Origin of the sequence: Bifidobacterium favimelis (genome assembly GCF_037963085.1) — a bacterium.
Classification (GTDB): Bacteria; Actinomycetota; Actinomycetes; order Actinomycetales; family Bifidobacteriaceae; genus Bombiscardovia; species Bombiscardovia favimelis.
Window position 1 is genome coordinate 1,040,126 of record NZ_JBANDZ010000001.1, and the last position, 14,301, is coordinate 1,054,426.

Annotated in this window: 10 protein-coding genes, 1 tRNA gene and 2 pseudogenes; 11 read left to right on the forward strand and 2 right to left on the reverse strand. The window is 56.9% G+C overall.

Going from position 1 to position 14,301, the window contains the following annotated elements; translation table 11 throughout:
* The 4 genes from V6584_RS04230 to V6584_RS04245 form a co-directional block, all read left to right on the forward strand.
* On the forward strand, positions 1-489 hold a 489-nt coding region (locus V6584_RS04230; protein ID WP_340486217.1), incomplete at its 5' end, for a zinc ribbon domain-containing protein.
* Positions 459-995 carry a ClbS/DfsB family four-helix bundle protein gene (locus V6584_RS04235; protein WP_340469210.1) on the forward strand — a complete coding sequence of 179 codons (537 nt, stop codon included), beginning with the start codon at positions 459-461 and terminating at the stop codon, positions 993-995. The genes V6584_RS04230 and V6584_RS04235, both read left to right, overlap by 31 nt.
* Positions 996-1,748: 753 nt before the next feature.
* Complete coding sequence (locus V6584_RS04240; protein ID WP_340469211.1) at positions 1,749-2,300, forward strand: ABC transporter ATP-binding protein; 552 nt, start codon at positions 1,749-1,751, stop codon at positions 2,298-2,300.
* 77 nt (positions 2,301-2,377) lie between these two features.
* Entirely contained in the window at positions 2,378-2,761 is a 384-nt protein-coding gene (locus V6584_RS04245) for a hypothetical protein (protein WP_340469212.1), read from the forward strand.
* Positions 2,762-2,854: 93 nt separating this feature from the next.
* Here V6584_RS04245 and V6584_RS04250 read toward each other — a convergent pair whose 3' ends face one another.
* Both V6584_RS04250 and V6584_RS04255 read right to left on the reverse strand, forming a co-directional pair.
* Complete coding sequence (locus V6584_RS04250) at positions 2,855-5,413, reverse strand: DEAD/DEAH box helicase (RefSeq protein WP_340469213.1); 2,559 nt, start codon at positions 5,411-5,413, stop codon at positions 2,855-2,857.
* 532 nt (positions 5,414-5,945) lie between these two features.
* Positions 5,946-6,019, reverse strand: a tRNA-Pro gene (locus V6584_RS04255).
* A 218-nt stretch (positions 6,020-6,237) separates the two neighbouring features.
* On the opposite strand from V6584_RS04255, the gene V6584_RS04260 reads away from it, so the two are divergent.
* The 7 genes and pseudogenes from V6584_RS04260 (at position 6,238) to V6584_RS04285 (ending at position 14,209) form a co-directional block, all read left to right on the forward strand.
* A complete protein-coding gene (locus tag V6584_RS04260; protein WP_340469215.1) occupies positions 6,238-7,668 on the forward strand; it encodes a UTP--glucose-1-phosphate uridylyltransferase in 1,431 nt (476 codons plus the stop codon).
* Between the two features lie 144 nt (positions 7,669-7,812).
* A pseudogene (locus V6584_RS07945) lies at positions 7,813-8,596 on the forward strand (helix-turn-helix transcriptional regulator); the annotation flags it as partial.
* Between the two features lie 80 nt (positions 8,597-8,676).
* Positions 8,677-9,801, forward strand: a pseudogene (locus V6584_RS07950) (helix-turn-helix transcriptional regulator); the annotation flags it as partial.
* Between the two features lie 9 nt (positions 9,802-9,810).
* Positions 9,811-10,131 carry a hypothetical protein gene (locus tag V6584_RS04270; RefSeq protein WP_340469217.1) on the forward strand — a complete coding sequence of 107 codons (321 nt, stop codon included), beginning with the start codon at positions 9,811-9,813 and terminating at the stop codon, positions 10,129-10,131.
* A 247-nt stretch (positions 10,132-10,378) separates the two neighbouring features.
* Positions 10,379-12,946 (forward strand): DEAD/DEAH box helicase, encoded by a 2,568-nt coding sequence (locus V6584_RS04275; RefSeq protein WP_340469218.1) that lies wholly within the window; start codon positions 10,379-10,381, stop codon positions 12,944-12,946.
* Between the two features lie 103 nt (positions 12,947-13,049).
* The gene (locus tag V6584_RS04280; protein WP_340469219.1) at positions 13,050-13,397 is read left to right on the forward strand and encodes an RNA polymerase-binding protein RbpA; all 348 of its coding nucleotides are present in this window, start codon (positions 13,050-13,052) and stop codon (positions 13,395-13,397) included.
* An 83-nt stretch (positions 13,398-13,480) separates the two neighbouring features.
* On the forward strand, positions 13,481-14,209 hold the full coding sequence (locus V6584_RS04285; RefSeq protein ID WP_340469220.1) for an HAD hydrolase-like protein: 729 nt from the start codon (positions 13,481-13,483) through the stop codon (positions 14,207-14,209).
* The last annotated feature ends 92 nt before the right edge of the window (positions 14,210-14,301 follow it).

The window sequence follows — 14,301 nt, forward strand, 5'->3', positions numbered from 1 at the left end:
CTCTATGTCACCCGCCAGGCGGTCTCGCGTTGGGAGACCGGGGAGACCTCACCCGGTATCGACATGGCCAAGCTGATTGCCTATGTACTCGAGGTACCGGTGGTGGAACTTCTGGAGATACCCCAGGGCCCCGTCTGCCAGTCCTGCGGCACTCCGTTCTCCTCGCCGGACATGGAACGAAGCCTGGAAGACGACGGGAGCGGGAACGCCGATTACTGCCGATGGTGCTATAGCGCCGGGGTCTTCACCCAGCAGGGGATGGACGACCTCATCGAAGCGACCGCCCCCTGCTTTGCACAAGCGACCGGGGTCAGCATCGAAGTGGCCGTTTCGTATCTGGGCGCCTTCCTGCCCAGCCTGAAACGGTGGCACCGGCAGAGCCACCTTATGGAGCATGGTGGGCAGACACATGCTCTCGGGTCCACTGCGTCAAGTCAAATCACGAACAAGGAGACAACATGCCGAGACCAAAGACAAAAGACGAACTGATCACAGCCAGTGCCGAGCAATTCGACAAGCTGATGACCCTTCTTGATTCCATGAGCACCGAGGAGCTCAACGGCGAATTCCATTTCGACCTGAACAAGGAGAAGGAAGCCCACTGGAAGCGCGACAGGAACATCAGGGACGTGCTGATCCACCTCTACGAGTGGCAGGTTCTGCTTCTGAACTGGGTCGAAAGCAACCAGAAGGGCGTGAGCAAGGACTTCCTGCCTGAGGGGTACAACTGGCGCAATTACGGGGAAATGAACCAGGAGTTCTGGAAAAAGCACCAGGCCACCCCATACGCTCAGGCCCTTGACCTGCTCAAGGACAGCCACAGCAAGGTGATGGACCTGATGAAGTCCTTCAGCAACGAGGAGCTCTTCACGCCCGGCTACTTCCCCTGGACCGGCAAGAACACCCTTGGTTCCGCTTTCGTTTCCAACGTTTCAAGCCACTATGAATGGGCCCTGAAGAAGATCAGGAAGTACGCCAGGTCTCTGAAAAAGTAGCACCTTCCATAGGCTTTTGCATATACACGCTCCAAGGCCTGATGGTCTGGGAGCGTTGTTCTTGTCTGTCGGCACGCAGGATCTGCTCATGCCCTCTTGGAAAGACCGGTCGACCTCTACCGGGCTGCAACCATCTCCAGCCGCTGCCGACTGGCTGAGGAATGAGGCCTATGGCAACCTGCTCCCGGCACTGCTCTCTCAGGATGAGCGGAGGTGCACCGCCGAATGCGCCCGATTGGATTCACCTCCCGCAGGTGGATGTGAAACGAACCGAAGGTGCGGTCCGGGAGAACGATCGGAGAATGACCCGTCTGGCCGCCACCGGACAACTTTACTCTCGCGGGCGGTAGCTGCGGTAGGCCTTGCTGCTTCATGAAGCAGCACTCTATCATCCAGTCGGTGCATAAGTCACTCTTCCTGTGGCCACTTCTGATGTTTCCGGCATCCTCCTCAATCCGGCATCAATGGATATAAACCGGTCTGTCAAATTGCACTCAGGGTTGACGGGCAGAAATTCAGGGATGAATCAGGGTATCACCGGATATTGCCTCACGGGTTTCCTTATAAGAATGGTTGGAACATATACCCCCACCCTGTGGAGGCCTTATAAGGAAGGAGGTAAACAGACCATGACCCGAACCTCACAATGTGATGAGGCTGTAGTCGCTGTTGGGCTGAGCAAGACTGTCGTCTCAGGCGGTGGGAACCTGACAACAGTATTCAGACAATCTATCCTTCATGGCAGGCCGGGGCATGACAGCCATCACCGGCCCCTCCGGATGCGGAAAGTGCACTCTGCTGTATTGCCTCTCGGGTTTGGAAGAGCCGACAGGAGGGGAGGTTCGGGTGCTGGGTGAAAACCTGCAGGAAATGAATCAACGCGAATTGGCCCTTTTCCGCAGGTCGCATGTTGGTTTTGTCTTCCAGGCATACAATCTGGTTCCCTCAATGACCGTATGGGACAATATCATGCTTCCTATAACTCTTGCCGGACGCAGGGTCGATCACAGAGCCGTGTCGGAACTGATTGACGAGTTCCTGCTGAAGGGGCATGAAAGGGATGCCGCTGGCTCCCTGTCCGGTGGGGAACAGCAGAGGGTCGCTTTGCTGCGCACCCTGCTCTCAGACCCTGATATCGTTTTTGCCGACGAACCCACGGGGGCCTTGGACCAGAGAAGGGGACGGATGGTGTTCGAAAAGCTCCAGGCTTTTGCCCATCATCCGCGCAAATGCCTGGTCATGGTCACGCACGACCCACACCTCGCCGAACAATGCGATTTCATATACACAATGCGGGACGGATAATTTGTCGGTCCGGATGCCACAGTACCTGCAGACAGACTGGCGCCGGCCGGCATCGTGATTCCGAAAGCGGGTGAGCAATGAAGTGGGCGTTGAATGATCTAAGGGCCAACAAAGATATATGGGCAAGTGTCTTGCTGGTGCTGGTGGTCACGCAGACGATTCTGTGCACCATGGGTGTGAGCATGGGAGTCAACAACCAATACATGGGGCTTTCGGACAAGACAAGGGACCCGGCCAAACATCTCGCCTCAGGCCTGAGTCTGGTGTATGGCACGGCCATCATCATCGACTGTCTGGTCATCATGCAAGCCCTTCAGGCGTCGATTCGGCAACGGAGGCAGAGTCTGGCGTTGTTGTCTCTCCTGGGTGGCACGCCACGTCAGGTATTGATGTTTACCATGGTGCGGGTGCTGGTTCTGGACTGTGCTGGCTTCTCTCGTCGGGTTGGTCCTGCCCCCTAGCCTTGCTCCCCGAATCCTCGATTTCTGCTCTTCTGGCATGAAAATGCCCATGCCTATTCCCTTCAAATGGCGTGACTTTCCGCAAATCGGATTTTACCGCTTGGCCGCTGGATTCGTCGTGACTTTACCGGCGACCTGACTGTGATATTTAATAATACGATCAGCTGTTAGGTGATTAGTCGACAACTCTTGTCCAACAATGTCGATGTCAATATTCCTGGAGTTAGGAAGTAGATATTTACTAATTAATGTCCTGATAAAGTTCATCACGTCCTCTTCCAAATGTTGTAAATCAGCTTGCGTGATAACTCGCGTTCCAGCTGGAACATGTGCCCGTGGATCAAGCGTTGTGTATGGATGCAAGAAGACAGGAATAGCGGAACAACCTGGATATTTCTCTGGGAACCAAGCCTCTGCTGAGTGAGTAAGTTGTTCCGCTTCACTTTTGCTGATCGTTTTATCATCCCGGGTTATTTCTGTTTTTAATTCGATGACAGCATATTGCTCAGTTGACATCGCCCACAGCACATCAGGGCCTCCATCCCCTTGTTCTTTTTCAGGCCGACTTGCGTCGAAGCCGAGTAAGTTGCCAAGTATCTTCACTGATTCTTCTGCTTTGTTTGCTGTCTCTTCGATGCCCCAAGCAATATTCGTAAACAAATCCTCGACATCAAGTTCTGACAGTTTTGGTTCCTTCAGTGATTGAAGATTGTCAATAACTTGTTGGCCCTGTAGTTTTGGAGCTGATAAGCGATGGTACATGGGCTTTTGGTCGGGCATCATGACTTCAGGATTACACCGTTTAGCTTCCTCTAAGCAGCTTCGCGCCTGATTATGATCCACAAATTCAAGATATCCTGATAGCTCTTCTTTATACCAGCCGCGTTCCGCGTCATCTTTCACATCGTTCAAGGCTTTTTCGAGGATAGACACAGCTGACGGGAAATCATTGATTATAGCAGCGTTGAATGCTCTGCGTCTCGCTATTTCAAGGTCGCTGATTCTCGCGTCAGAGTTGTATTCAACAGTTGCAGTGTTCGCAAGACTGCGTGAGACCCAACGATTATCTCGTTGAAGGAAAATCGAGAGTAGCTGCGTTATAGCTTCTAACCCTCCACCCTTCATTTGCTCTGCCAATTGACTGCTCAATTGTATCTGCGCTTTCGTCGCTGGTGAGTAAAACTGTAATTGTTGTTCATCTTTAATTGTTAAAGCTTCTGTTGAACCCAGTAAGAGCACTGCACAATAGTCTGTCACAGTACGGGTGCCTCTTCCCATTCCCTGCTCAATTTTTTGCACAATTTTGGCTTTGAGTGACGGCGACCGAGTCAACGCAGATTCTTCGCGCTGCTCACTGGGTGTTCTAGCTATGGGAACTCCATCAATAATAAGAAGCCTACATGCTTCATCAGGAAGGTCAACGCCATCATACTTATTTACTAATACAACGACTCCTATATCGTTTCTGGTTTTCATTTCTTGTATTACAGGACCCATATCTTGCACATGAAGAATATAGTCAGCTTGTCCTTGCCATTCCTTGGCCTTTTTATCACTAGGTACAAGCACGACAACGTTGATCGTTTCGGATTCTTTCTTCCCATCTAGGTCACGGTCGCCATTTGCAAAAGCCCTGGCCAGCTTGTGTATAGCAGAAGCATCCATTCGGGTATCAATAGCCAGCGGCGCTATAATAAGTCTGTCACCTAGGTCTGATGCCCTCTTAGGAACAATAACTTTCTTTACTGTTTCAGGATTAGCATTTAATTCAGTGACGAGTTCTCCTTCATCTTCAAGCGTAGCGGTCAAGTATATTTTCCTTTTTGCCTGTGCAAAAGAAAAGATGCGATTAATATCGGGGCAAGGAGTTTTTATTTCAATTGATTGTGTAGAGACTGTAATAACTGACAGCTTTAAATGGTCAGCTACATAAGGCCAGGTAAAAAAGATGGATGGGAGTTGATCGTCCTTTGCGAATGGTTGCATTATATCCAGTATTTCATCCGCATGCTGTATTACCGCTCTTGTTGGAACACGTATCGGGCTACTGAATTCACCCTCACAAATCTCGGAATATGCTTTTGCACTTTGTTGTTTCAACTGATTTTCGAACAGCTTAAGGAGCTGGGTAAAAGCCTTGCATTCCCGAGGTATCGAAACACTAAATAGGTTATCCGAGTTCGCTAATGCTGCATGAGCGTCATCTATGATAACTGTACCTAGCGCTTTTCTTGCAAGAACGCTGCGTCCGTTTAATAGCTTATAAAAGTTAGTTACTAGTATTGCTTTCGAAGCTAGAAAATCTTGATTACGTTCCTCTTGGGTAACGGGAATGCTCGCAAGTCTTGCTTCGGAGACAACTTGACAAGCTAAAAACTTATCGGGTACTAAATAAATCGATGGACCAATCTTCTCATTTAACCCCGATTGTGCTATGAGTAAACCCGTCAGAGTTTTTCCGCTTCCAGTATTCTGCTTAATTACAAGATCTGTTTCTTCTCGTCGTTGATACCAACATTCAAGCACTTCGTTTTGCTCAGGTCGCAATCTAGGGAATTGCCGACCGTTCAGAGAAGAATATATATCTCGCGGATCTGTGATTGCTTCTTGCTTGTTAGCTCCGATACTATTCCAATTTATATCAATGCTCATGCTGCTCCCTAAGAACATCTCTGTTACTCACAGTCTCTATAATAACAGTTGTGTATGAACGAGTTCTTTTCATATTGCTATACAGTTCCAGTCTGATCCTCGCTCCATCTGGAAGAATAGAAATGGAGCTTTCGGCAAACGGTCGTATACCCATGTTTTAGCCAGATATCCTCTATGCGTCATATTGCGTAAGCCGGGCGACGCATGCATAGGGGTATTGTGCAGTAACAGCGAGTTTGAACTTACCAAACTCTGATGTCCCAAAATTACTTATGCCTGGTGAAGTTGCAAGCCTGTTGGTTATACGAATATCAGCGTTGACTCGTTGGCGAAAAAGAACATCGAAAATTACTATACATGAGAGTTTATCAGTATGCGCGATATAACATCTACGAAGTAAACAAGTACTGAGCCGAGAATACGGCTATCCCCGAATGAGAGAGAAAGAAGGAAAACAGTGCCCCTCAGTTTTCCCCAAGCAAAGAACAGAACAGTATTCAGATATAGAAGCCACTTATTTCCTGACGTTTCGTCGGGCCGGCGGGATTTGAACCCGCGACCCCTTGACCCCCAGTCAAGTGCGCTACCAAACTGCGCTACGGCCCGACGGCGCATAAGCACCGAGAAGAAATGCTACCACAAGGCACGGAATCGTCCAACCTGGCGAGTCTCGCGGGGAATGGACCGTACGGGAGACCGGCTGATCCAGCCATCAGGGCCCAGGCCGGCGGGGTGGCGGTCAAGACAGGAACGGGTATCATAATCTGATGGAGTCCGGCATGCAGTTGGCCGGCAGGACCTGTAGGAAGCCCGAAAGGGGATACATGAACGACAATGCTTTCGAACTCTCCGCATCAAAGATGCGCGCGGAGGGCATGAGTGAATTTTCGATAGCACAGTTCAAGCACCTGTACGAATGCTGGAGGAGCGGGGATTTCGGGGGATCGGTCAGGGAGGCCGATGTGTCGCCCTTGAAGAACGTGCCGGCCATCCGTGACATCCACGAATCCATCGACATGGACATGGCCCTGGACGCCTTTTCGAAAACCGCCTTCCTCAAGCTGAATGGTGGTCTGGGCACCTCCATGGGTCTGGAGAAGGCCAAGTCCCTCCTGCCGGTCCGCCGCCACAAGGCCAGGCAGATGCGTTTCATCGACATCATACTGGGTCAGGTCCTCACCGCACGCAAGCGCCTGGGCGTTCCGCTCCCACTAACTTTCATGGATTCCTTCCGCACCTCCCATGACACGATGACGGTCCTGAAGAAGGACCGGCGCTTCATCCAGGAGGAGGTCCCCGTCGAAATCATCCAACATGTCGAGCCCAAGATAGATGCGCAGACGGGGGAGCCGGTATCCTTCCCCGCGGATTCCGACCTGGAATGGTGCCCTCCGGGCCATGGTGACATCTTCGCCACCATCTGGGAGTCCGGCCTGCTCGACACCCTCCAGGAGCAGGGGATGGAGTACCTCTTCATCTCCAATTCCGACAATCTGGGCGCCCGTCCCTCCCGCACCCTGGCAGGGCACTTCGCCCAGTCGGGAGCACCCTTCATGATCGAGGTCGCCCTTCGTACCGATGCCGACAGGAAGGGGGGGCACATCGTCATCGACAAGAAGACAGGCCATCTCCTCCTGCGCGAGATGACCCAGGTCGACCCTGCCGACAGGTCCGCCGCCATGAGCATCAAACGGCATCCCTACTTCAACACCAACAGCATATGGGTGCGGGTTGATGCACTCAAGGAGAAACTGGCCGAATACGAGGGGGTCCTGCCGCTTCCGATCATAGAGAACAAGAAGACCGTGGACCCTGCCGATCCCTCCACCCGCCCGGTCATCCAACTGGAGACAGCGATGGGGTCGGCCGTATCCCTCTTCGACGGGGCCACCTGCGTGCAGGTGGACCGGATGCGTTTCCTCCCCGTCAAGACGACCGACGACCTCTTCATCATGCGGTCCGACCGTTTCCACCTGACGGATGCCTACGAGATGGAGGACGGGAACTACAATTTCCCCAACGTGGAACTGGATGACCGCTACTACAAGAACATCGCGGATTTCAACGAGCGCTTCCCCTATGGGGTTCCCTCGCTGGCGGCGGCGAACTCGGTCACGATAAGGGGGGACTGGACCTTCGGCAGGGATGTGACCATGTATGGCGACGCCGTCCTGGACGACAAGGGGGTATCCTCATACGTGCCCAACGGCCAGTACATAGGACCCCAGGGAGTGGAACCCGACGAGTGGGTATGATTGCGGTGGTTCCCGAGGTTCAGCCTGTCAAGAAATGACATCGGATTTGCAGGTTTGAACCACGCCGGGCAAGAAAAGAATCTATGATGAGAGAGTGTGCGATAGGCGCACTACAGCATTTACCTTAACGATACGCGAGGACTGATGGCAGAGGGTACAAACGGAAGACGGCGTTTTTCTGACAAATGGGGCAAGCACGAGCTTGATGTCCTGGCCGTCTTATCCTCGGCGTTCCCTCAATGGCTGACGTCCCGCCAGATAGCCCAAAGGGTCAAGGCTTACGCCGATTCTTACGGGGAGCTGGCCGACCAGGCCGCCAAGGCCGCCTTCGCCAAGCAGTTCCAAAGGGACCGCGCCAAACTAGCCGCCATGGGGATCGCCATCGAGTCGCGTCAGCCCGAATACTCCTCCAAGTCGGAGGGACAGGATTTCGCCTCCTACCGCCTCCAGTTGGGCGACGAACCAAGGATCAGGATGCACTTCGACCAGGAGGATATGCCGGTCCTGGCCGCCGCCAACTATCTGGCCCGGTCCATCGCCATGTCGCAGGAGGCATGTGAGGAACCAGTCAGGCCTGTCTCGCGCACGACTCCACGCGTTCCACAGGTTCCCATACCGGGATTGGGCCTGGACTCCATCGCCCCGGGCCTGGGGGTCCAGCACCTGCCCGATGACCTGGTCAAGGTCATCGACTCCCGCCGCTTCGCAGCCACGGTCGACGTGGATGGGGAGAATCTCAACGTGGCCTATGCGGATTCCGACGACCTTGCCATGTTCGTCCTGGAGCACCCGGGCGCTTCCATCATCAGCCCCCAGGAGGCGGTCGATGCCTTCCGCCGCCGCCTGGATGCCGCCACCCGGTTCACCCTGGCGGATGAGTCCCTCAGTCCCGAGGCCGCCACTGTCGTCTCTCCCTCGATCGCCCGTAGGGCCGGATCGCAGGCAACCCCCTCACATTCCGGCGACCAGGAGGATCAGGAGGGACCCAAGGCCCGCAAGGTCAGCGCCTCGGCCTTTCAGACCGGTTCGGAGGTTGACCGTCGTCTCCGCCTCATGCTCTTCCTCTCCGCACACCTGGGGGAGGAGTTCTCCCTGGCCGAGCTTGCCGAAAGATTCATCGGCACGCCGAGGACCAATGAGGAGGAGCGCAAGTTCGTCAACACCATCCACAAGGACATCAACACCCTGACCACGGTCTCCGACGACGGGGAGATGGCGGGCAGCCAGTTCTTCGACATCGACTGGTCCCTCCTGGATGAGAGCGGAATCGTCTCCGCCACCAACTCCTTGGGGCTGGAGCGTCTGGCCGGCATATCGCCCCAATATCTGAGCATGCTGACGGCCTCGCTGAACTATCTGGCACATTCCCCCCTCCTGCCCGAAGACTCACGCGAACAGGCCGAGTCCCTCTATGAGCGCCTGCGCACCCATGTGGGCCCGGGGGAGACCCCCTGGTTGAGTCTGACCGGATACGAGACCGAACCCAGGGCCTTCTCCGTGGTCAGAAGCGCCATCAAGACCGACTCCCTCCTCGACATGGAGTACACGGACGGTGCCGGCAGGACCATCCGCAAGGTGGTGGCTCCGGCCAAGATCTTCGTGGACGAGGGTGTTTACTATGTGGCCGTCTGGACCGACATAGGCGACGCGGCGGAGGGGACCGAGGCCGAGGATGCCCCGGCCGACTCCAACTCCAAGAAGGGGACCCACCGCCACCTCAAGCAGGGGACCGGACGCAACAGGCAGTGGCAGGTCCTGCGCATCGCCCGCATCGAACGGGCCGTCATCGTCAAGCCCAAGCACAAGGTGGACTTCCCCGACGTCCCCGTCAGCGAGTTGCGGAAATGGAGCTTTGACAACGGCACGCCGGCCGTCTTCATCACGGACGTCCCCGGCCTGCCCTACATCAAATCCCTCCCTGGTGCTTCGGTGGAGCCCTGCGGATCGGGGCAGAAGGTCCACCTGGTGGTTTCCTCCGATTCCTGGTTCGTGGCCTTCTGCATCGCCCATGCCAAGCACATCACCGCCGTGGCCCCCCAGACCCTACGGACCATGATCCTGGCCCGTGCCCAGCGGGAGATCACCATCAGCGACGAGGCCGCCGACAGGCATGTCCAGGACCACAGGATCTGAGGAGGAACGATGCCCGGTTGGATATGGATCGTACTGGTTGTCTTCATGGTGGCCATCCTGGTCATCGGATGCGCCTACGCCATCATGCATGCGGTGGCAGCGGGGAAGGTCGTGTCCGCCATGTCCGAAGAGGTCTCCAGGCATATGCCCGATCTGGACGACGGGAAGCGGACGGCTTCGGATGAGGATCAGGCCCCCTTCTTCACCCAACCGATCTCCGTCGCCTCACATCGTTATGCGCGTGCCCATGCTGGGAAACTGATACGCCGTGACCGGTCCCGCCTGAGGCACGAGTCGATCTGGGTCAGGTGGGCCAGGTTCAATAAGTAAGCACCCGCTTCGGTTTTCGATGGAGTCTCCCGGTCTGCGCGACCGGACAGCCCCCGCCCTAATCTCATTCCGGCCGGAGGTTCCCTTCCGGCCGGAATGAGATTGGAAGACCCGGAGGAGCGACGACGGGGTAGAGTCTCTAATCAGTGAAGTGTGTCATCGGTCGAGGGACAAGTTCAGGGGAGGGCCACATGCCCTTCTCCCGTATGCCCTCGAGGCTGCAAGAGCCAGTTTCGCATGGAGGATAATGTCAAGTCATCAGCGTGTAAACAGGGTCGATGAGGACAGGGAGCCCGACCCCGCCCAACGGTATGCGGACTTCCGCAGGAGACGGCGGCGCCTGGTCGGAGCCTCCGGCCGGTTCGAGGCCGAACAACCCTTTGCCCTTGACGACTTCCAAAAGGAGGCCATCGAAGCCCTGGAGGACGGCGAGAACGTCCTGGTGGCCGCGCCCACAGGGGCAGGCAAGACCATAGTGGCGGATTTCGCCGTCTTCCTGGCCCAGGAGCAGAACGTCAAGGCCTTCTACACCACCCCGATCAAGGCCTTGAGCAACCAGAAGTACCATGACCTGGTCGACCGCTACGGCGAGGACAGGGTGGGGCTCTTGACCGGAGACACCTCAATCAACTCCGAGGCCGACATCGTGGTCATGACCACGGAGGTCCTGCGGAACATGCTCTACGAGCATTCGACCACCCTGACTGCCCTCAAGTACGTAATACTGGATGAAGTCCACTACCTCGCCGACCGGTTCAGAGGGCCGGTCTGGGAGGAGGTCATCATCCACCTGCCCGCCTCCGCCAGGATAGTGGGCCTTTCCGCCACGGTCTCCAATGTGGAGGACTTCTCCAGCTGGATAAGCTCGGTCAGGGGGGCGACCCGCCTTGTGGTCTCGGAAGACAGGCCCGTCCCGCTGGAACAGCACGTATTGGTCCAGGCCGACCGCAGAACGGAGCCTGAGATCATCGATCTCTACCGCCACGACGGTTCGGGCAGACAGACCAGCAGAATCAACCCCGCTCTGACCAGCCGCCTGGACCAGTTGACCAGGCAGCACGAACGCGCGCAGGAGGAGGGTCGAAAGGGCGGCCACCGCCATGGCAGGAAGGGGGCCGACCGGGACCGCAGGCGCCAGGGTGAACGGTACCGCCCCTCCCGCGAGGCGGTGGTGGATGAGCTCGACTTCATGGACATGCTGCCGGGGATCTACTTCATCTTCTCCCGCAACGGATGCGACCAGGCCGTCCAGCAGTGCATGAGGGCCGGCCTCCAGCTGACCACGGACGAAGAGGCGAGACGGATCAGACGGATCGTGGACTCCATGGTGGAGGGGCAGCTCAGCCGTGAGGACCTCAAGGCCCTCGGATTCGCCCAGTTCCGCTTCGCCCTGGAAGAGGGTTTCGCGGCCCATCACGCCGGTGTCATCACCCTCTTCAGGCAGATAGTCGAACATCTCTTCGAACTGGGTCTGATCAAGGTCGTCTTCGCGACGGAGACCCTGGCCCTGGGCATCAACATGCCGGCCCGTTGCGTGGTCGTAGAGAAGCTTGACAAGTTCGACGGTACCGGCCATGTGGCCCTGACGCCGGGGGAGTTCACCCAGCTGACGGGACGGGCCGGCAGGAGGGGGATCGACGACATCGGCCATGTCGTGGTCGTCGACCACAGGGACTTCAGCCCGCAGATCATGGCAGCCCTGTCCAGCAAGAGGGTCTACCCCCTGCATTCCAGCTTCCGGCCCACCTTCAACATGGCGGTCAACCTGCTCAACTCCAGCGACTACGACACGGCACGCACCACCCTCGACCACTCCTTCGCCCAGTGGGAGGCCAACGAATCCGCCTCGGAGCTTGAGGAAAGGATAAGGACGCTGACCCAGGCCCTGGAGGGATACGAAGAGGCGGCCAAGTGCAGCAGGGGCGACTTCATCGAGTTCGTCCGCATCAGGGCAGCCCTGTCGACGGCCCAGAAGAACGGCCGCAGGGAACTGGAGCGGCGACGGTACTCCGGGGAGCAAGAACGCGCCCAGGCCTATGCCCGGCTCGACGCCCACATTGAGGAACTCAAGGAGAGGGAGCGCCATCATCCCTGCCGTCAGTGCCCTGACCTGGCCAAGCACATGAAGTGGGGCCACAGGTGGGTCAGGGAGGAAAGGGAACTTGAACGTGTCCAGGCCCGGTATGACTCCCGGACCGGTTCCGTCTCCCGCCAGTTCGACAGGATCTGCACCATACTGACCAGGCTGGGTTACATCCGGCGCGTGGGCGGCAAGGACTACAGACTGACCGATCAGGGGCAGCTGCTCAGGGGGATCTACAGCGAACAGGACCTGACCCTGGCGCAGATACTGGTCAAGGGAATCTTGAACGACCTGGAACCCGAGGAACTGGCGGCGGCCATGTCCGGCATGATCTACGAGGCCAGGCGGGGGATGGGCGGCGAACCCCGTTACCTGCCAGGCGGACCCTCCGGCCCCTTGGCCAGGTCCATCTCGGCCATGGAGGCCCAGTGGGGACGGGTGGCCCAGGAGTGCGACGAGGCCGGCCTGATGGTGCCGGACGAGTTGGACTTCGGCCTTGCCAACGTCATCTATGACTGGGCCTGCGGCGACTCCCTGGCCGCCGTGCTCAACGATACGGAGCTGACTGCAGGGGACTTCGTCCGAAACGCCAAACGGCTCTCCGACGTACTCACGCAGATCGTGCAGGTCGAGGCCTACCTGGGGGAGGAGGGCCCCGCCCTGGCCAGGAAGGCACGCATCGCCGCCGATCAGGTCAACAGAGGGATCGTGGCCTACACGGGTGTGGAATGAAACAGGACCCAGCCGGCAATCGGACCGGCGGGGTGGGAATAATGAACAGGTCTTAGCTGTTCTGTAGCTTGGAAGCTAGAGGGAACGACCGGATGGAGGAAGAATGGCAGAACGCAGTCTTCGCGGCATGAGCATAGGTGCGAAGTCACTGGAATCGGACCAGAACGTTGATTTCGCAGCCAGGAGTGACGTGGCCTACGTCTGCCCCAAGGGGCACAGGACCATCCTCCCGCTCGCCGAGGGGGCCGAGATCCCTGATGAATGGGAATGCCGCTGCGGCCTGATAGCAAAGCGTGAGGGGAGCGACGAAAACCCGGACGACAAGAACGCGAAGCCGGCCAGAACCCACTGGGACATGCTGCTGGAGAGGCGGTCCGAAGAGGAGCTCCAAACCCTGCTCGACAAACGCCTCAAGATGCGTCGCGAGGGCTGGTTCCCCGATTACGAGTGATTTCGCCGGGCCCGGCGAAAGGGCTTGACGAGTCATGTTCAACCGGCACAGATCCAGCGGAGACAAGGAAGATGATTCAAAGGATGACTGCTTCACGACCGGGACGAAGGGTGGTCCTCTTGGACCTGGATGGGACCCTGACGGCCTCACACCCCGGAATCATAGCCTGTGTGCGCAAGACCTTCGAAGAGTTGGGCCATCCGGTCCCAGACGAGGCGGAGCTGCGCAGGTTCATCGGTCCTTCCATCGGTGAGTCCTTACGCCGCAATCACGTGCCTGAAGATGAAATCGAAGAGGGAATACGTATATACAGACACTATTACTCGGACGTTCCCGCCTTCGACGACCCCAACCAACCTGGCGGCAAGGTGCCCGGGCGACTGGTCAACACCGTCTTTCCGGGCATTCCGGACCAGCTGCGCATGCTGCGGGCTGACGGCTGCTTTCTGGCCGTTGCCACCTGCAAGCCCGAATATCAGGCCCTTCCTGTATGCGATCACTTCGGATTGACCGATCTGGTGGACGGCGTCTACGGGGCCAGCAAGGATTCCTCCCGTCTGGACAAGGAGGATGTGATTGCATGGGCATTCAGCCACATAGGCTTCAACAGTGACGACGGCGACCGTGCACTCATGGTCGGTGACCGCTGGACGGATGCCGAGGGTGCCGCCAAGATGGGCCTGGACTGTCTGGGCTGTGGTTGGGGCTACGCCGATGAGGGCGAACTCCTGGACCATGGCTGCTACAGGATCATAGACCGGGTCGACCTTCTCTCCGGCGCCGTCGAAGAGTACTTTGAAGGCAGGGGCTGATAAGACCTCCTGGAAGCCAGGGACTTATGGGACCGCCTGGAAGCAAGATACAGAAAACGCCGATAATGTACGTTATGTCAGATTAGATGTAG